The organism is Nocardia huaxiensis (assembly GCF_013744875.1).
Lineage (GTDB): Bacteria > Actinomycetota > Actinomycetes > Mycobacteriales > Mycobacteriaceae > Nocardia > Nocardia huaxiensis.
On record NZ_CP059399.1, the window covers coordinates 5,958,014 to 5,975,225 of the forward strand.

Annotated in this window: 19 protein-coding genes; 7 read left to right on the plus strand and 12 right to left on the minus strand. The window is 68.5% G+C overall.

Translation table 11 applies throughout. The features are described 5' to 3' along the window. Positions 1–9 precede the first annotated feature (9 nt). The 3 genes from H0264_RS26960 to H0264_RS26970 all read right to left on the minus strand — a co-directional run bounded on the left by H0264_RS26960 (position 10) and on the right by H0264_RS26970 (position 2,718). Positions 10–1,029: a zinc-dependent alcohol dehydrogenase gene (locus H0264_RS26960; protein ID WP_181580151.1), complete on the minus strand. Its 1,020-nt coding sequence runs from the start codon at positions 1,027–1,029 to the stop codon at positions 10–12. A gap of 39 nt (positions 1,030–1,068) precedes the next feature. Further along, a complete protein-coding gene (locus H0264_RS26965; RefSeq protein WP_181580152.1) occupies positions 1,069–1,662 on the minus strand; it encodes a TetR/AcrR family transcriptional regulator in 594 nt (197 codons plus the stop codon). 84 nt (positions 1,663–1,746) lie between these two features. Then, the gene (locus H0264_RS26970; RefSeq protein ID WP_181580153.1) at positions 1,747–2,718 is read right to left on the minus strand and encodes a hypothetical protein; all 972 of its coding nucleotides are present in this window, start codon (positions 2,716–2,718) and stop codon (positions 1,747–1,749) included. 194 nt (positions 2,719–2,912) lie between these two features. On the opposite strand from H0264_RS26970, the gene mptB reads away from it, so the two are divergent. The 4 genes from mptB to H0264_RS26990 all read left to right on the plus strand — a co-directional run bounded on the left by mptB (position 2,913) and on the right by H0264_RS26990 (position 7,415). After that, positions 2,913–4,616: a polyprenol phosphomannose-dependent alpha 1,6 mannosyltransferase MptB gene (mptB, locus tag H0264_RS26975; protein WP_181585847.1), complete on the plus strand. Its 1,704-nt coding sequence runs from the start codon at positions 2,913–2,915 to the stop codon at positions 4,614–4,616. Between the two features lie 38 nt (positions 4,617–4,654). Next, positions 4,655–5,587 carry an ABC transporter ATP-binding protein gene (locus H0264_RS26980; RefSeq protein ID WP_181580154.1) on the plus strand — a complete coding sequence of 311 codons (933 nt, stop codon included), beginning with the start codon at positions 4,655–4,657 and terminating at the stop codon, positions 5,585–5,587. After that, complete coding sequence (locus H0264_RS26985) at positions 5,584–6,366, plus strand: ABC transporter permease (protein ID WP_231085155.1); 783 nt, start codon at positions 5,584–5,586, stop codon at positions 6,364–6,366. The genes H0264_RS26980 and H0264_RS26985 overlap by 4 nt, the downstream gene beginning before the upstream one ends. An 80-nt stretch (positions 6,367–6,446) precedes the next feature. Further along, positions 6,447–7,415 (plus strand): COX15/CtaA family protein, encoded by a 969-nt coding sequence (locus H0264_RS26990; protein WP_231085154.1) that lies wholly within the window; start codon positions 6,447–6,449, stop codon positions 7,413–7,415. 21 nt (positions 7,416–7,436) lie between these two features. On the opposite strand, the gene H0264_RS26995 is transcribed toward H0264_RS26990, so the two are convergent. After that, positions 7,437–8,312, minus strand: a complete 876-nt coding sequence (locus H0264_RS26995) for a class I SAM-dependent methyltransferase (protein WP_181580155.1) — start codon at positions 8,310–8,312, stop codon at positions 7,437–7,439. Positions 8,313–8,349: 37 nt separating this feature from the next. Next, positions 8,350–8,715 (minus strand): DUF4345 family protein, encoded by a 366-nt coding sequence (locus H0264_RS27000; protein ID WP_181580156.1) that lies wholly within the window; start codon positions 8,713–8,715, stop codon positions 8,350–8,352. Between the two features lie 38 nt (positions 8,716–8,753). Between H0264_RS27000 and H0264_RS27005 the strand changes: the two genes are divergently transcribed. Next, the gene (locus H0264_RS27005; RefSeq protein ID WP_181580157.1) at positions 8,754–9,668 is read left to right on the plus strand and encodes a helix-turn-helix domain-containing protein; all 915 of its coding nucleotides are present in this window, start codon (positions 8,754–8,756) and stop codon (positions 9,666–9,668) included. A 44-nt stretch (positions 9,669–9,712) separates the two neighbouring features. Here the strand turns inward: H0264_RS27005 and H0264_RS27010 are convergent, their stop codons facing one another. The 6 genes from H0264_RS27010 to H0264_RS27035 all read right to left on the minus strand — a co-directional run bounded on the left by H0264_RS27010 (position 9,713) and on the right by H0264_RS27035 (position 15,639). After that, positions 9,713–10,438 carry a nitroreductase family protein gene (locus H0264_RS27010; protein WP_220139848.1) on the minus strand — a complete coding sequence of 242 codons (726 nt, stop codon included), beginning with the start codon at positions 10,436–10,438 and terminating at the stop codon, positions 9,713–9,715. A 121-nt stretch (positions 10,439–10,559) separates the two neighbouring features. Next, complete coding sequence (gene nagB / locus H0264_RS27015; protein ID WP_181580158.1) at positions 10,560–11,342, minus strand: glucosamine-6-phosphate deaminase; 783 nt, start codon at positions 11,340–11,342, stop codon at positions 10,560–10,562. Then, positions 11,330–12,490 carry an N-acetylglucosamine-6-phosphate deacetylase gene (locus tag H0264_RS27020; RefSeq protein ID WP_181585851.1) on the minus strand — a complete coding sequence of 387 codons (1,161 nt, stop codon included), beginning with the start codon at positions 12,488–12,490 and terminating at the stop codon, positions 11,330–11,332. Before H0264_RS27020 ends, nagB begins: the two co-directional genes overlap by 13 nt. Positions 12,491–12,492: 2 nt before the next feature. Then, complete coding sequence (ptsP, locus tag H0264_RS27025; protein WP_181580159.1) at positions 12,493–14,148, minus strand: phosphoenolpyruvate--protein phosphotransferase; 1,656 nt, start codon at positions 14,146–14,148, stop codon at positions 12,493–12,495. Continuing rightward, positions 14,138–14,401 (minus strand): HPr family phosphocarrier protein, encoded by a 264-nt coding sequence (locus H0264_RS27030; protein ID WP_181580160.1) that lies wholly within the window; start codon positions 14,399–14,401, stop codon positions 14,138–14,140. The genes ptsP and H0264_RS27030 overlap by 11 nt, the downstream gene beginning before the upstream one ends. Continuing rightward, positions 14,398–15,639, minus strand: a complete 1,242-nt coding sequence (locus tag H0264_RS27035) for a PTS transporter subunit EIIC (protein ID WP_181580161.1) — start codon at positions 15,637–15,639, stop codon at positions 14,398–14,400. The genes H0264_RS27030 and H0264_RS27035 overlap by 4 nt, the downstream gene beginning before the upstream one ends. A gap of 112 nt (positions 15,640–15,751) precedes the next feature. On the opposite strand from H0264_RS27035, the gene H0264_RS27040 reads away from it, so the two are divergent. Together H0264_RS27040 and H0264_RS27045 are read left to right on the plus strand one after the other, a co-directional pair. Next, on the plus strand, positions 15,752–15,982 hold the full coding sequence (locus tag H0264_RS27040) for a PTS sugar transporter subunit IIB (protein WP_181580162.1): 231 nt from the start codon (positions 15,752–15,754) through the stop codon (positions 15,980–15,982). A gap of 8 nt (positions 15,983–15,990) precedes the next feature. Then, complete coding sequence (locus tag H0264_RS27045; protein WP_181580163.1) at positions 15,991–16,440, plus strand: PTS sugar transporter subunit IIA; 450 nt, start codon at positions 15,991–15,993, stop codon at positions 16,438–16,440. Here H0264_RS27045 and H0264_RS27050 read toward each other — a convergent pair. Continuing rightward, complete coding sequence (locus tag H0264_RS27050; RefSeq protein ID WP_231085147.1) at positions 16,437–17,147, minus strand: GntR family transcriptional regulator; 711 nt, start codon at positions 17,145–17,147, stop codon at positions 16,437–16,439. The genes H0264_RS27045 and H0264_RS27050 overlap by 4 nt on opposite strands. Positions 17,148–17,212 lie beyond the last annotated feature (65 nt).

Here is a 17,212-nt window from a genome sequence, read left to right on the forward strand (position 1 = left end):
GGGGCCGGGTCAGTGCACGGCGACCAGTTTCATCGGGGCCTCCAGCAGCGCCTCGAGGGAATCGGTGCGCTCGACCACCGTCGTGGTGACCAGGGACGGATCGAACCGGCCCGCCGCGACGAGGCTGAGGACGGCGGGAATGGCCGGGCGGACGTGAGCGCGGCCGGTGTGGAATGTGCAGCAGCGCGAATACATTCCGAAGACCGGCATGGGGACGTCCTTGGTCTGGACGCTGACGCTGGTGCACCAGCCGTCATTGGCGGTGGCATTGATGGCGGCGATCAGCGCGCGGCGACCGCCCGCGGCTTCCACGGTGACCGGGAAGCGCCCCACACGGGAATCGGACGGGCCCTCCACGGCTTCGGCGCCGAGTTTCGCCGCGAGGGAGAGCCGTTCGGGGTCGGTGTCGAGATAGACGACGCGGGCCGAGTCCAGCGCGACGGCCAGACCGGCGGCGTAGAGACCGATCGAGGGGGCGGCGCCGCCACCGAGCACCAGCACTTCCGCACCGGGATCGGTGGCCAACTGCGGCGCGACGGCCCGGTAGGCGTCGGGAATATTGTCGCTGGCGCTGGCCACGGCCACCGGGTCCACGCCCTGCGGCATCGGGACCAGCATGGCGTCGGCGTGCGGGACGAGCGTGAGATCGGCCCAGAGCCCGCCCCATTCGAGACCGCCCATGGTGCCGAGGCCGTAGGTGGACATGAACGGGTGGGCGGTGCAGTTGCCGGTGTGCCCGCGCAGGCAGGCCGGGCAGGCGCCGCAGGAGATCTGGAAGGGCACCACCACGTGGTCGCCCACGGCGACGGTGCGCACCTCCTCCCCCACCGCGACCACTTCGGCGACGCCTTCGTGGCCGAACGGATAGGGCCCGGGATTGGGGAAACGACCTTGGAGCACAGCGGGATCCAGATCGCAGGTGGCCACCGCGACCGGGCGGACCAGCGCCTGGTCCGGGGAATCGAGGGTGGGTTCGGGACAGTCCTCCCAGCGCAGCGCGCCGGGGCCGTCGAGTAGCAGTCGCTTCATGGGCGGACCTTCACTAGAACGTTCTTTCCAATTCCCAGGCTACGGCGAATTGGCCTCCGCGGCATCGATTTCCGCGACGCTGAGCCGGATCAATCGCGCCACCGCCCGTGACACGGTGTGCAACGGCTCCTCCGAACGCCGCACCCGGGCCAGCAGGGTCGCGCCCTCGTAGGCGGCGACCACCGTGGTGGCCAGCTCGTACGCCTCGACCTCGGGCAGCCCCATCTCGGCGAGCATGTCGGTGAAGCCGCGCGCCATGGCCTCGAAAGCCGAGACACATGCCGCGCGAACCGCATCCACATCGCTGCCGCCATCGAGGGCGGGCGTGCCGACCGGGCAGCCGTCGGTCCAGCCCGACTCGGCCAGTTTCACGGCCATGAAGTCGAACAGTGTTGCCGCCGTGGCGAACACATCCGGAGGCGCCTGACAGATCATGCGCCCCACCAGGACTCCCGTGCCGGTGATGGCCGAGACGGCGATCTCCTCCTTGCCACCGGGAAAGTGGTGGTAGATGGAGCCGTACGGTAGGCCCGCCGCCTCGCTCAACTTCTTCAATCCGAATCCGTGATAGCCGTGCCGGGCCAGCAGACCCGCCGCTGCCATCTCGATCCGCCGTTTGGACTCCGAAACCATCAATTCAGAGTATGGGCGGGGTCCGACAGCGGCGGCGGGATTCGCGCTATCGATCGTGGTTCGTCCAGACCCGCAGACGCCGGATCATCCCTTCACCCAACCCTTCTCGACGAACAGCGGCACGAATTCCACCGGCACGAACAGCCGGTCCTCCGGCAGCGGCACCTCGTGATAGTGCGCCGGCGGGAGCAGTGTGTCGTCGGCCGCGCCGAGGTCGATGACCCAGCGGTCGGGGCCGGGCCGGAAACCCGCCGCGCCCTTGCCGACCGTGCGGGCGAGCATGCGCAGCTCGGATGGCATGAGCGCCAAGGGATCCTGCCGCGCGAACACGCCCAGCCTGGCAGCCCGTGCGGCGCCCACCGCCTGCCGGGCCCTGTTCAGGCTCGGATCCGAGATCGGTTGCCCCGGAACGGGTACCGCGTCGACAGTGCTGGACTGCTTGCGGAAGGGATTGATATTGGGCCAGATGAAGTACGGCAGCGCCCAGCCACCGGCGAGCATGCGCTCGTTGTAGGTCGGCGGGCGCGGCTCGTGCTGGGCCACCTCGATATTGATGTAGGTGAGGAAGCGGCCGTAGCGATCGAACACGTCCCCGGCGAAGGCCAGGAAGAACCGCATATCCGCAAGGTCGAGGCCGCGGTCGGTGCGGTCCTTCTCGATGAATCCCTCCAGCGCCCGGTGCGCGGCCTCGGCGTGCCGGGCGTGATTGGCCGCGCAGTCCGGGCCGGTGCGGGCGCGCAGATCCGCTTCCAGGCTGGGCGGCAGCGGTGGATCGAAGGGCGGCAATCCGGCAGCGAATGGATCGGTGAGGAATTGCGCCCACTGCGGGGAATCGATGTGCGGGAAGGCGTCGGGATTCGCGGGCAGCGAGAAACTCACCTCCGGCGTGTCCATTCCCAGGAATCGGGTGCTGATATTGCCGATCGGATCGACGGTGACGGTGTCGCCGTCGTGGACCGCCTGCTTCACGCTCATCGGCAATCCATTCGATCCCAGACCCAGCCCGGTGTGCGCGGCCAGAAATCCGGCGCGGCTCTTCTCTACTGCTTTCGCCATGACGAACTCCGAGGTGAAATTGTCGGCACGAGCCGATCGGCTCGCGGCCGCGGGCGAACCGCGTCACTGAGTAATCGCTGCCGGAGCGCCGCCCGCAACCGAACCGGGTGGTCCGCGCCCGATCGGCTACGCTGACCCGCATGACGGCGGGTGACAGCGATGAGAAGGCCAGCGGGAGTAGCCCATCCGGCGTAATGACCGCCCCGCGTGGCCCTCGTCGCACCGAAGCCGTGCACGGCGTCATCGAATTCGGCCGCCGGATCATCGGCCTGGACGTGTCGCCGCGCGACCATACGGTCGGTGACCTGCACCAGAACGAGGCCGTCTCGCAGCCGCTCAATGCGCGCGAGAAGACCCAGTTCGATCGCGTCCGCATGCTGGGCGCGACCGGCGCGGTCATGATGGCGCTCGGCGCGCTCGGGCTCGGCGCCCAGCCGACCCTGCAGAATCCCACCTCGGGCAAGGCGCTGCTGGGCCTGCTCGCGCGCACCTACAATGCGACGCTGGCCATCACCATGGTCGGCACCGCGGTGGTCATGCTGTCGTGGTTGCTGATGGGCCGGTTCGCCCTCGGCCTGCCGTCGCGCGGCATTCGCCGGGTGACGCGCTCGCAGCTGGATCGCACGCTGCTGCTGTGGATCATTCCGCTGTCCATCGCGCCGCCGATGTTCAGCAATGACGTCTATTCGTATCTGGCGCAGGGTGAAATCGCCGCGCGCGGACTCGATCCGTATTCGGTGGGGCCCGAACAGGGCTTGACGCTGGATAATCCGCTCACCAAACAGGTTTCCGGAATCTGGCAGAAAACACCCGCCCCCTACGGGCCGTTATCGCTGTGGATCGGGCGCGGGATCGCCGAAATATCCGGCGACAACATTATTGCCGGAGTTTTGCTGCATCGGCTGGTGGCGCTGATCGGTGTCGCGTGCATCGTGTGGGCGCTGCCCCGGCTCGCGCGCCGCTGCGGCGTGTCCAGCGTCGCCGCGCTGTGGCTGGGTGCGGCCAATCCGCTGGTGCTGTTCCATCTGGTGGCGGGCGCGCACAATGAGGCGCTCATGATCGGGCTCATGCTCGTCGGCATGGAATTCTGCCTGCGCGCACTGGAATTCGGCGGGCCACTGAGGGGTTCGACCCTGGCCCTGTTCCTGGCCGGGGTCACGGTCATCGCGCTCTCGTCGATGGTCAAGATTCCGTCCATGCTGGCCATGGCCTTCATCTGGATGGCTCTGACCCGATACTGGGGCGGAGGCTGGCGCGCGCTCGTCAGATCGGCCGCTTTACTCGGCGTGGTGACGGGCTTCGTGGCCGTCACCGTCTGCGTGATCAGCGGCCTCGGCTTCGGCTGGATAGCCACCCTCAATACCGCCAGCGCCGTGCGCAGCTGGATGTCGCTGCCCACCGCCATCGCCGTGGCCACCGCCTTCGGTGGCGTGCTGCTCGGAATCGGCGATCACACAACGGCTTTGCTCGCCCTGACGCGCCCGATCGGCAGTGTGGTGACAGCGATCATCGTGATCCGCATGCTCATCGCCACCTACTCCGGCCGCTTGAATCCGGTTGGCGCGCTGGGTGTGTCGTTCGGCTTCGTGGTCCTGCTGTTCCCGGTGGTCCAGCCCTGGTACCTGTTGTGGGGCATCATCCCGCTGGCAGCCTGGGCGAACCGACCGGCCTTCCGGATCCCCGCCACCGTGGCATCCGCCGTGGTCAGCGTCTTCCTCATGCCCACCGGCCGCGACATCACCCCCTTCGTCCTCATCTACGCCGCCATCATCACCGTGGTCACCTGCGTGGTCCTCATCCTGGCCACCCGCAACTCGCTGCCCTGGCAGCACCGCCGCGATCCGGGCGACGACCGGCCGGTCTCGAGCGCCCCGAAACACCACGTCGGCGGGGTGTAGTGCTCGTCACACCGGGTGACCACCTACGGTGTACATCCGTGACCGCAGCTTCCGGACCCGCCGTACGCGTAGACGGCGTCGTGAAACGCTACGGCGAGACCACCGCGGTCGACGGCATCAGCTTCGAACTCGAACGCGCGCACGTGCTGGCACTGCTCGGGCCCAATGGGGCGGGCAAGACCACCACAACCGAGATGTGCGAGGGGTTCGTGACCCCCGACGCCGGGAGCGTGCGGGTGCTGGGCCTGGACCCGATCGCCGACTCGGACCGACTACGCCCGCGCATCGGCGTGATGCTGCAGGGCGGCGGCGCGTATCCGGGGTCGCGCGCCGGGGAGATGCTCGATCTCGTCGCCTCGTATTCGGCCGATCCGCTGGATCCGGCTTGGCTGCTGGACATTCTGGGACTGTCGGAGGCGCGGCGGACGCCGTATCGGCGGCTGTCGGGAGGCCAGCAGCAGCGGCTGGCGCTGGCGTGCGCGCTGGTGGGGCGGCCCGAAATCGTGTTCCTGGACGAGCCGACGGCCGGATTGGACGCGCAGGCCCGGCATCTGGTGTGGGAGCTCATCGACGCGCTGCGGCGCGACGGGGTCAGCGTGCTCATGACCACGCACATGATGGACGAGGCCGAGCAGCTCGCCGATCAGCTGGTCATCATCGACCACGGACGCATCGTCGCGCAGGGCACGCCCAGTGAGGTGACCTCGCACGGGGCCGAGGGGCGGCTGGCGTTCACCGCGCCGCCGAAACTCGACCTGACGCTGCTGGAAGCCGCACTGCCGGAAGGGTTCTCGCCGCGCGAGACCTCGCCGGGTTCCTACCTGCTGCAGGGTGACATCACCCCGCAGGTGCTGGCCACCCTGACCGCCTGGTGTGCGCGCATCGACGTGCTGCCCACCGATATCCGCATCGACCAGCGCCGCCTGGAAGACGTGTTCCTCGAACTGACCGGACGGGAGCTGCGAGGGTGACCGAGACCGCCAACCGCTTCGCACCCGGCACCTTCCTCCCCGACCCGCGCCCCACCACGCGGGCGAAGATGCTCACCGCACAGACCCGGCTCGAGCTGATCCTGTTGCTGCGCAACGGGGAACAGCTGCTGCTGACCATGTTCATTCCGATCACGCTGCTGATCGGGTTGACGCTGCTGCCGTTCAGCGGGCTGGGCGAGCATCGCGTGGACAAGGTGGTGCCCGCGGTCATGATGGTGGCGATCATGTCCACCGCCTTCACCGGGCAGGCCATCGCCGTCGGTTTCGACCGCCGCTACGGGGCGCTGAAACGCCTGGGGGCGACACCACTTCCGCGCTGGGGCATTGTCGCGGGCAAGTGCGCCGCCGTGCTGATCGTGGTGGTACTGCAGTCGATTCTGCTGGGCGGCATCGGATTCGCGCTCGGCTGGCGGCCCGCACTCACCGGACTACTGCTCGGCGCCATCGTGATCGCCCTCGGCACAGCCACTTTCGCCGCCCTGGGCCTGCTGCTCGGCGGCACGCTCAAGGCCGAGATCGTGCTGGCGCTGGCGAACATCCTGTGGTTCGTCATGCTGGGCATCGGCAGCCTCGTGCTCATGTCCGACGACATCCCGAACGCGGTGAGCCTCATCGCGCGGGCCGTCCCCTCGGGTGCGCTGTCGGAATGCCTCGAACAGGCCATGCACAACAGCATCGACTGGTACGGCCTGGCCGTGCTGGCCGGCTGGGGTGGGATCGGCGGCTTCCTCGCCACTCGTTTCTTCCGCTTCGACTGACCCGCTTCCCAGCGTTGTCCCACGACACGTTGTAGTAGCCCCGGTGACCGGGCGACATACCGCCCGGCTACCATCGGTTCGTGCTATCTCGCGCCATTCAGCGACTCGCCGACCTGTTCCCGCTGCCATCGCTGCGGGCCCAGCGCCTCATCGCCTTCGCGGTGATCCTGACCCAGGCCGGAATCTCGGTGACCGGAGCCATCGTCCGCGTCACCGCCTCCGGACTCGGCTGCCCCACCTGGCCGCAGTGCTTCCCCGGCAGTTTCGTGCCGGTGACGGTGGCCGAGGTGCCGGTGCTGCATCAGGCGGTCGAATTCGGCAACCGCATGCTGACTTTCGTCGTGACACTGTTCGCGGCGGTGGTGGTGCTGGCGGTCACGCGGGCGCGGCGGCGGCGCGAGGTGCTCGTCTACGCGTGGATGATGCCGGGCGGCACCGTGGTGCAGGCGATCATCGGCGGCATCACCGTGCGCACCGGACTGCTGTGGTGGACGGTCGCTGTGCATCTGCTGGCCTCCATGGTCATGGTGTGGCTGGCGGTGCTGCTGTACGCCAAGATCAGCGAACCCGATGACGGCGTGCAAGTCGTGCAGGTGCCCAAACCTTTGCGCATGCTCACGGTGCTCAGCGCAGTGGCGCTGGCCGCGACTCTCGTTGCGGGAACGCTCGTTACGGGCGCGGGACCGCACGCCGGCGACAAGAGCCTGGAGCGTCCGGTGGAACGGCTCCAGGTGGAGATCGTCACCCTGGTGCATCTGCACGCGGAACTGCTCGTCGCCTATCTGGCACTGCTGGTGGGTCTCGGCTTCGGCCTCGCGGCGGTCGGAATGAACAAGGCGATTCGCGCGCGCTTCATCGTGCTCATCGCACTGGTGTGCAGTCAGGCGCTGGTGGGTCTGGTCCAATACTTCACCGATGTGCCGGCCGCCCTGGTGGCCGTGCATGTCGGCGGCGCGGCAGCGTGCACCGCCGCCACCGCCGCGCTGTGGGCGGCCATGCGCACGCGCGAACCGGTTCCCGCGACGGTGTCCGAGCCCGTCGCGGCCTGATACCCGCCGACGCCGATCCGGCTACCCGCGATCGGCGACGGCCACCTGACCGCGGCCGACCGCGGACTTGCGCCGGATCCCGAGGCCCAGCTCCTCCCCGATGGTCAGCTGGTCGACATCGCTGACCACATAGAAACCGTGCTCCACGAGCAGGTCTCGCATCTGCTCCGGCGTCCACGCCGAACGCCACGGTTCCCCGGCGAGCGGACTGCGCCGACCTGCCAGCCGGAACAGCACGCCCAGCATCCTGCGCCCGACGGTGGCCGACAGCGGTGACGGCGTCGGGTAGGAGACGAGCAGCCTGCTTCCGGGCGCGCTGCGTTTCGCCACCTCGATGACGGTGGCGGTGACCTCGTCGGGCGAGAGGTACGGCACCACGCCCTCCCAGATCCAGGTGGTCGGAACCGTCTCGTCGTGACCGTGCTCGGCCAGCGTCGTGCCGAGTTCGTCGTGCGCGAAATCCACTGGCACGAACCGCACTTCGGCGATGGGGGCACGCTCCCCCAGGCGCTCCCGCTTCTCGGCCTGCGAGGCGGGATGATCCACTTCGAACACGCGCACCCCGGCCAGTTCCGGCATGCGCCACGCGCGGGCGTCGAGGCCCGCGCCGAGGATCACCAGTTGCGGGTTCCCCTTCTCGCGCACCGCGTCATCGATGGCGACCGTGCGGGTGACGAGGATATCCGTTGTGGTGGTGAGCAATTCGAACTCGACGCGATCCCCGAACGAGCTGGGCGCCACCCCGGAACGGGCCAGCGTCACCGGCGGTATCTCCGGTTCGCGCAGCAGCTCGATCGCGAGGGGATCGGAGAACCGCCCCACACCCAACCGCCCATCCCCCACGGCGCGGGCCTGACAAACCAGCACCGCCGTCCGACTCGCTGCACGTTCGGCCATGGAGAGCATTATCGGCCCTCCGGTCCGGTGTGTCCGTTCAGGCGACCGCGAACAGCGCGCCCGCGGCCACGGCTTCGACCACAAAGTAGAACCAGACCGGGTAGAACCCGGTGCGTTCGTCCAGCGCAGCGGCGACGACACGCCCGGCCGCCATCCCCGCGAGCGCGGCGGCGACAGTGAGCAGAATACCGGTCCGCAGTGAACCGGATTGCGCGGCGGCGACACCCAGAATCGCGGCCATGGCGATTCCGAATCCGCCGTACACGGCCCGGACCTCATACCGCGCTCGCGGATCCTCGGCCCGCAACCCGAACATGGCGAGCACCGCGCCCGGCAGCGCGAGCGCGTAACCGCCCATACCGAGAAAGAAGACGGCGACGACAATGGCGATGAAGGTGGTCAACTGTTGCCTCCCAGACGAACCGAAGTGAGGAAGTCAGCGTGACCCAGGAGCAGATCAACGCGCTTCCGCAAACCTGCTACCCGACGGTGTGGCTGTGGCCGGGTCACGCACTCTACGCGGGACCGTCACTGAATCTCGGCCCACACTCCGGTTCGGTGTGGTGCTTCGCGGTCGGCGTGGATCGGCCGTACACCCTGCGTGTAGGCGACGCCGATCCACTGACGACCACGACCGCGCTCATCCCGCCGCGCACCACCCACCAGCTGATCAGCCACGACGGCCGAATGATCTTCGCCTACCTGGACCCCACCTCACGCCGGGCCGAGGCATGCCGTGCACGGATGTCGGAACGGGCCGGTGCGACAGGCATCCGGCATGCCGAGGCCGATGCGCTCCTCGCGCTCGGGACCGAGTTGATCGCGACCGGCGTCTCCCCAGGCTCCGATCCCACGTCGCTCGCCACCGGTGCGCCCGTTCTCGGTGACGGGACCGGGCCCGCCCGCGCCACAACCGATTCGACCCTTGCGGACGCTCTCGACCGCCGGGCGAGTACGTGGATCGAGCTGGCCGCACCCGCCCCACAGCACCGGATGGATGCACGGATCACCGAGGCCGCCAAGGCGATTCGCGCCGATCCCGCCGCGCCGGTCACGGCCGCCGAGTTGGCCGGGCGGGCCGGTCTCTCGGAATCCCGTTTCCTGCACCTGTTCCGACAGGAGACGGGCACGAGTCTGCGCCGCTACCGGCAGTGGTCCCGGCTCCTGCGCGCCGCCGCCCTGACCGGTGCGGGCCTCGACCTGACCACCGCTGCGGTCGAAGCCGGATTCGCCAGCCCTTCGCACTTCGCCGACCGCTTCCGCACCACCTTCGGTTTGTCGGCGACTCGCCTGCGCGCCAGCGGAGTTCGCACGCGCGTACTGGCGGATCGCCGGCCCGCCGACCCGGAACGCTGACCTGTCCGCACCCATCGCCCCGCGTCGGGCACGGTCCGAATCGTCTACCAACCCTGCCAGTGGATGGCGTCGGCCACCGGCTGGCGGGTGACAGGGCCGAAGCGCCCGGCGGGCTTGCCGACGGGAACGATCGCATAGATGCCGACCTGCGCCGGAATGCCCAGAATCGCCTTGAATTCCTGCTCGAAGAAGGTGTGCCAGGTGGTCATGGTGGCGGCCAGGCCGAGCGCGCGGGCGGTCAGCAGCAGGTTCTGGATGCCCGGGTAGACGGACGCACCCTCCGAGGCGATCTTCGCCCGGAACATATTGCGCGCCAGACTGAAACCGGCGCGCGGCCCGAGCGAACGCAGCGCGGAAAGCTGTTCGCGGCCGGTCCGCAGCATGCGTTCGACCATGCCGCGCGAGTCGTAGCAGGCAATGATCAAGGCAGGGGTGTCCTCGAAATGATCGCCCTGGTAGCGCAGGGCGGCCATGGTGCGCCCCCATGACTCGGCATCCACGTGCGGCGGCGGGGTCTGGGAGGCGACGTAGTAGTCCACGATGCGCCGCCACACCGGCGCCAGCCGCGCAATGGGCTCGCGATCGGTGACGATGACGAACGAATACGACTGATTGTTGCCGCCGCTGGGTCCGTAGGTGGCGGCCTGGACCAATTGCTCGAGCTGTTCGCGCGGTACCGGGTCGGGTTTGAGCCGGCGCATGGCGCGCGTCGTGGTCATGATCTCGTGCAGGGGCGCGTCCGTACCGAAGGACAGCGGCGGAGTCGTCATCTGGGCTCGATTCTGAATAGGCTTTCGCCGCAAGGATATTCGCACGAGTATCCCGGTGACGGCGGCATTGCCCAGTCCGAATCCTGGTCAGCGGACAGCCCCGGCGCGTTGCGCCGACCCGTCAGAAGCTCTGCCAGGAGGGCTTGTTCTCGACCGCGAAGCGGTAGTAGTCGACGGCCTTCAGGTTGGCTGCCGCGGCGGGGTCGACGATGACGGTGACGTGCGGGTGCATTTGCAGGATCGACGCCGGGCAGAAGGCGGAGACCGGGCCCTCGACGGCCGTCGCGACGGCGTCGGCCTTGCCGGAGCCGGTGGCGATCATGAGCAGATGCTGTGCGTCGCTGATGGTTCCGAGGCCCTGGGTGAGGACGTGGGTGGGGACCTGGGAGAGGTCGTCGTCGAAGAAACGGGCGTTGTCCTCGCGGGTCTTCGGGGTCAGCGTCTTGACGCGGGTGCGCGAGCGGAGGGAGGAACCGGGCTCGTTGAAGCCGATATGGCCATTGGCGCCGATGCCGAGGATCTGCACCGAGACGGGACCGTCGGCCGCGATCATCTGTTCGTATTCGGCTGCGGCAGCCGGGATGTCGGCGGCCTGGCCGTCGGGGCTGTGCACCAGGTTGTCGGCGAAGTCCACGTGCGAGGTGAATTCGTCGCGGATGAACTGGGCGTAGGACTGCGGGTGGCCGGGCGGCAGGCCGATGTACTCGTCGAGCAGAAACGCGTGCACACCACGGAAACTCAGGTTCTCCTCGCGATGCTGTCGAATGAGTTCCCGGTACGCGCCGAGCGGGGAGGAGCCGGTGGCCAGGCCGATGGCGCGGGCGCCGCGGCGCACATGGTCGGCCATGATGCGGCCCGCCAGCACACCGGCTTCGGCCGCGTTGTCGGTGATCACGAGTTCCATGGGATTCCGTCCTTGTACACGGTCAATGGGGTCAAATGATGGTCGGTGACGAGCACGTCGGCACGCATGCCGGGGCGCAGCGCGCCGATGCGGTCGGCCAGGCCCAGCAGCCGGGCCGGGGTGGCGGTGGCGGCGGTGACCGCGGCGGCGAGATCCACTCCGGCATCGAAGACGGTGCGGCGCAGCACATCCGACGCCGACGCCGTGCCACCGGCGATGGAGCCTGCACCGTCGGGCTGGTACAGGCGCGATACCCCGTCGGTGACCACTACATCCAGGCTGCCCAGGTGATAGCGGCCGTCGGGGCAGCCCGCCGCGGCCATGGCGTCGGTGATGAGGGCCAGGTTGTCCGCGCCGAGGGTGTCGAACACCATGCGGACGGTCCCGTCGGCGAGATGCACGCCGTCGGCGATGACCTCGGCCACCACATCGCCGCGCCCGGCGGCGGCCATGGCGGCGGTCAGGAAGTTCGCGTCGCGGTGTGCGAGCTCGGGCATGGCATTGAACAGGTGGGTGATGGACACCCGCCAGCCGCGGCGCATGGCGTGCACGGAACGCCGATAGTCGGCGACCGTATGGCCCAGGGACAGCACCACATTCGCGGCGGCGAGCACGTCGGCCAGGGCATCGAAGTTGGCGGTTTCCGGGGCGACGGTCACCGAGACGATGCGCCCGCCCGCGTAGTCGAGCAGCCGGTCCAGCATGGCCGGGTCGCCGGGCAGGATACGGTCCGGATCGTGTGCGCCCCGGCGGTGTTCGCTGATGAACGGGCCCTCGAGGTGGATGCCCGCGAGCAGGCCGGAATCGATGGCGGGGCCGAGAACGTCTATCCGCTCGCGCAATTCGGCTTCGGTCGCCGACACCAGCGAGGCCACCAGGGTCGTGGTGCCGCGCCCGCGATGGAAGCTCGCGGCCGCGTCGACACCCGCGAGATCGGTTTCGGGGAAACCGAATCCGCCGCCGCCGTGGCAGTGCACATCGATGAGGCCGGGCAGGATCACCACCGGTTCGCGGGGCGGCGGCGGCATCTCGCCGATGAATTCCTTGGCCGGGCCGACATAGTCGAGCAGCGGGCCGTCGAACGACACCACCCCGTCGGCGAGGTCGCCCGCCGCACCGAGGCTGACGACCCTGCCGCGCAGCGTGATTCTCAACTGGCTCGCCCCAGAGCGGTGCGAGCCGCCCGCGCGGCCTCCTCGGCGGTGCCGGCCGTCAGGACGGCGTCGGCGGCGGCACGGCATTGCGCGAGCGTCACGCCGGCCAGCGCGGCACGCACACCCGCCAGCGAGCGCGGGGCCATGGACAGTGTCTCGACGCCGAGACCGACCAGCACACAGGCGAATTCGGGATGCGAGGCGGATTCACCGCACACCCCGACCTTGACGCCGTTCGCGGTCGCCCCGTGCACGACCGCGGCAATCGTGGCCGCCAGTGCGGGCTGCCACGGATCGTGCAGCGCCGCCAGCGACGACGACATGCGGTCCGCGCCGAACAGATACTGCGACAGGTCATTGGTGCCGATGGAGAAGAAATCCACCTCCGCCCCCAGATACGCGGAACGGATTGCCGCGGCCGGGATTTCGACCATGATGCCGCGGGTGTCTAGTCCGGCCTCACGGGCCTTGGCGGCGAAGTAGCGCGCCTCCTCCACGGTCGCGACCATGGGGGCCATCACCTTCACCGTGGCCCCGGTCGACTGCTGGGCGAGCCGAATCGCGGTGAGCTGGTCGAGCAATGTCCCCTCATGAACATTGCGCAACCGCAGACCGCGCACACCCAGCGCGGGGTTCTCCTCGTCCGGCAGGTTCAGGAACGGCAGCGGCTTGTCGGATCCGGCATCCAGGGTCCGCACCGTGATCGGGCGGTCGCCCAGCGCCGCGAAGATCTCCGCGTACTGCTGCGTCTGATCCTCGATGCTGGGCGCCGAATTCCGGCCCAGGAAAAGGAATTCCGTGCGGAACAGGCCGACACCCTCGGCGCCGAGCTCCACCGCCAGCCGGGCGTCCGCCACACTGCCGACATTGGCGAGCAGCGGGACCGCGTGACCGTCTGCGGTGCGGCCCGGACCGGACGGGGCGTCTGCCTGCCGTGCGCGCAGGGCAAGCACTTCCTCGCGACGCTTCGCGTCCGGTGCGATTTCCACTGTGCCACTGGTGCCATCGAGCACCACCTCGGTGCCCTCGGCGATCTCCACCGCGCCCGGACAGGCCACGACGGCCGGAATACCCAGCGCCTTGGCCAGAATCGCGGTGTGCGAGGTGGGACCGCCCGCCACGGTGAGCAATCCGACCACCCGCGCCGGATCCAGCGTGACGGTGTCGGCGGGCGCCAGGTCCTGCGCCGCCAAGACGAAAGGCGTTGCGCTCTCCGGGATTCCGGGCGGATCCACGCCCAGCAGCTCGGCCACCACACGCTGGCCCACATCCCGCAGGTCCGAGGCGCGTTCGGCCATCATGCCGCCGAGCGCGGCCAGCTGTTCGGCGAAATGCGCCACGGCCTCGGTGACCGAATGCGCGGTGGGGCCGCCGGCCCGGATGCCCACACGCACCTGATCCAGCAGCGCCGGATCGGCGGCCAGCGCCGAAGTCATGAACAGAATGTCGGCCGCCGGTCCCGTCGCCTCGCTCGCCTGCGCGGCGTAGCGACCGGCGACGGTCTCGAATGCGGCTTCCGCACGGGCGATTTCGACGTCGACATCGCTGCCGGGGGTGTCGTCGGGGCTGGTGACCGGCGCTGCCGCCAGCCACTTCACCGCTGCGAGCGCCACTCCGGGAGCGGCGGCGACGCCGCGCACCTCACGCGTCAAGATCGGTCTCCAGCAGGGACACCAGCTTGTCGAGCACGGCCTCGGCGCCGTCCTCGGCGGACAGGGTGACGGTGTCGCCCTGCTGCACACCCAGGGTCATCACCTGCAGCAGGCTGCCGGCGGCCACACCCGGCTTGCCGTCGATCGAAATGGTCACGGGGACCGGCGATTCGGCGGCGGCCTTGGCGAACAGGGCGGCGGGACGGGCGTGCAGTCCGGTCCTGGAAGCCACGACGGCGGTGCGGGTGATCATTGTGCGGTGTTCTCCTTCTCGATTTCGTCGGCTTCCGGTTCCCGGCCGGGGGTCGGCAGGTTCCAGCGCTTGATGATGAAGCTGAAGGTCACGTAGTACAGGACCGCGTAGCCGAGCCCGATCGGGATCAGCAGCAGCGGATGGGTCGCCTTACCGAAGTTCAGTAGATAGTCGATGCCGCCGGCGGAGAAGGTGAATCCGTCGTGGATGCCGAGCCAATTGGTCAGTGCCAGTGCGGATCCGGTAAAGAGCGCGTGGATGAGCAGCAGCGGCCAGGCCACGAAGATGAAGGCGAATTCCAGGGGTTCGGTGATGCCGGTGACGAAGGCGGTCAGCGCGGTGGACAGCATGATGCCGCCGACCATCTTCTTGTTCTCCGGCTTGGCATTGCGCCAGATGGCCAGGGCCGCGGCGGGCAGGCCGAACATCATGATCGGGAAGAAGCCGGTCATGAAGGTGCCCGCGTTCGGATCGCCGTGCAGGAACATGCTGATGTCGCCGTGGTAGGTCTGGCCGTCGACGGTGTAGTCGCCGATCACGAACCACACCACGGAGTTCAGGATGTGGTGCAGGCCCAGGGGCAGCAGCATGCGGTTGGCGAAGCCGAAGACGCCGCCGCCCACCACCGAGTTGTCCGCCACCGCATTGCCGAGCGAGGTCAGGGCGGAGTTGAAGGCGGGATAGATGAGCGCCATGAGGACGCCGAGAACGACTGCGGCACAGGCGGTCAGAATCGGCACCAGGCGGCGGCCCGAGAAGAATCCCAGGTAGTCGGGCAGCTGTGTGCGGTGGAAGCGCTGCCAGAGCATTGCGGCGGTGAGGCCCATGACGATGCCGGCCAGCACGCCGTAGCTGATCATCAGCTGCCCGCCCTTGGCATCGACCTTGCCCTCCAGCACCACCGGGGACATGGCCTTGAAGACGCCGCCGATTGCGAGATAGCCGACGACGGCGGCCAGTGCGGTCGAGCCGTCGGCCTTCTTGGCCCAGCCGATCGCGATGCCGACGGCGAATAGCAGTCCGAGATTGTAGGGATCGAGCAGGGCGCCGCCGGCTCCGGCCAGAATGTCGGCCACCGTTTTGGTCGCCGACCAGCGGCCGAGCATGTCGTCCTGTCCGAGCCGTAGCAACAAGCCAGCAGCGGGTAGCGTGGCAATCGGCAGCATCAAGCTGCGGCCGAGCTTCTGCAGTCCGGACAGGTCGATCTTCTTGCGTACGCTCTGGGCTGCGTCGGCCATAGCGGTCGTCCTCAGTCTGTGAAAGGCGTCACCGACAGGTAAGGTGACTGGTTATAACCAGAGATATACTGGTTATAACCAGTTTTGTCCACTCGACTCGTACGGAGGAATCATGTCAAAAGTCGATCAGATAGTCGCGGGCCTGGGTGGCACGGACAACATTATCGAGGTCGAAGGCTGCATTACGCGCCTGCGTGTCGAGATCAAGGACTCCGCCAAGGTGGACGAGAAGGCACTCAAGGCCGCGGGCGCGCACGGTGTTGTCAAGGCGGGTAACGCCGTTCAGGTCGTGGTCGGCCCGACCGCCGACGCGCTGGCCGAAGACATCAACGATCTGCTCTGAGTCCATCGATGAGCACCGAGATCCTGGCGCCGCTGCCCGGCCGCGCCATGCCGCTGTCCGAGGTTCCCGACCCGGTCTTCTCCGCCGAAATGGTGGGTTCCGGGGTCGCGATCGAACCGCTGGACACCGATGAGCAAACAACAGTCGTAGCGCCCATTTCGGGCAGCATCGTGAAGTTGCATCCGCATGCCGCCGTCATCGTCTCCGAGGCGGGGGTGGGGGTGCTGCTGCACCTGGGCATCGACACGGTCGGCAAGCCGGACCTGTTCGAGGTCAAGGCCGCCGAGGGCGATCACGTGAACGCCGGCGAACCGCTGATCGTGTTCTCCCCCAATGCCGTTCGCCGCCTGGGCCTGTCGGCCGCGGTGCCGGTGGTGGTGATGGACACCGAACCCGGGGCCGCTCTGCAGCCGGCCACCGGGTCGGTCGAGACCGGCGCGGTCCTCTTCTCGATCTAGTCGTTCTGGCTGCCGTCGCCGGCCGATACCGTCATGTAGACCTGGTATCGGTCGGCGCGGTACCAGGACTGGCAGTGCTCCACGCAGGTGTCCTTCGAATAGGACATGCGGTCGAAAGCCAGTAGCGGAGAACCGGAATCGGTGCCGAGCCAGCCCGCGTGACGCTCATCGGCGGCCACGGCGCGCACGGTCTGATCGGCGCGATCGATGGCCACATCGAACTTCGCGGCCAGCAGCGAGTACAGCGACTGCGTCAGATCCAGATCCAGCAGGCCCGGCAGCAGATCGGCGCGATACCAGCCGTCGTCGATGGAGATCGGCAGGCCGTCGGCCAGCCGCAGCCGAACCAGGTGGTACGCCTTCTGATTCGCACTCAAGCCCAGGGCCGCGCTCGAAGCGGGCGGCGGCACAGTGTGATCGGTGTGCAGCACCACGGTGCTCGGCGTGCGCCCCAGCCGCCGCATATCCTCGCTGAACGAGGCCATGTGCAGTCGTGAGCGGGCCACGCGCTCGGCGACGAAGGTGCCCTTGCCCGGAATCCGGGTGATGACACCCTCGGATTCCAACTGCCCCAGCACTTCTCGCACCGTCATGCGACTGACGCGGTAGTCGTCGCACAGCTGCCGTTCACTGGGCAGCATCTCCCCCGGTCGCAATTGCGCGCACAGCGTGGTCAGCGCCGAGCGCAGCTGCGCCTGCTTCGTCACGCGCCCCGACACGGCGTCCTCTGGTTGTCGTCCACGCTGTCCAGTATCACCGCAGCGCCGCGACG

Coding starts and splice junctions, on each gene's coding strand:
- H0264_RS26965 (WP_181580152.1), bottom strand. CDS start 1,662: ATGGTTTCGGAGTCCAAACGGCGGATCGAGATGGCAGCGGCGGGTCTG.
- H0264_RS26960 (WP_181580151.1), bottom strand. CDS start 1,029: ATGAAGCGACTGCTACTCGACGGCCCCGGCGCGCTGCGCTGGGAGGAC.
- nagB (WP_181580158.1), bottom strand. CDS start 11,342: ATGGAACTCGTGATCACCGACAACGCGGCCGAAGCCGGTGTGCTGGCG.
- H0264_RS27035 (WP_181580161.1), bottom strand. CDS start 15,639: ATGGCCGACGCAGCCCAGAGCGTACGCAAGAAGATCGACCTGTCCGGA.
- H0264_RS27010 (WP_220139848.1), bottom strand. CDS start 10,438: ATGACGACTCCGCCGCTGTCCTTCGGTACGGACGCGCCCCTGCACGAG.
- mptB (WP_181585847.1), top strand. CDS start 2,913: ATGACCGCCCCGCGTGGCCCTCGTCGCACCGAAGCCGTGCACGGCGTC.
- H0264_RS27045 (WP_181580163.1), top strand. CDS start 15,991: ATGAGCACCGAGATCCTGGCGCCGCTGCCCGGCCGCGCCATGCCGCTG.
- H0264_RS27030 (WP_181580160.1), bottom strand. CDS start 14,401: ATGATCACCCGCACCGCCGTCGTGGCTTCCAGGACCGGACTGCACGCC.
- H0264_RS26970 (WP_181580153.1), bottom strand. CDS start 2,718: ATGGCGAAAGCAGTAGAGAAGAGCCGCGCCGGATTTCTGGCCGCGCAC.
- H0264_RS26995 (WP_181580155.1), bottom strand. CDS start 8,312: ATGGCCGAACGTGCAGCGAGTCGGACGGCGGTGCTGGTTTGTCAGGCC.
- H0264_RS27040 (WP_181580162.1), top strand. CDS start 15,752: ATGTCAAAAGTCGATCAGATAGTCGCGGGCCTGGGTGGCACGGACAAC.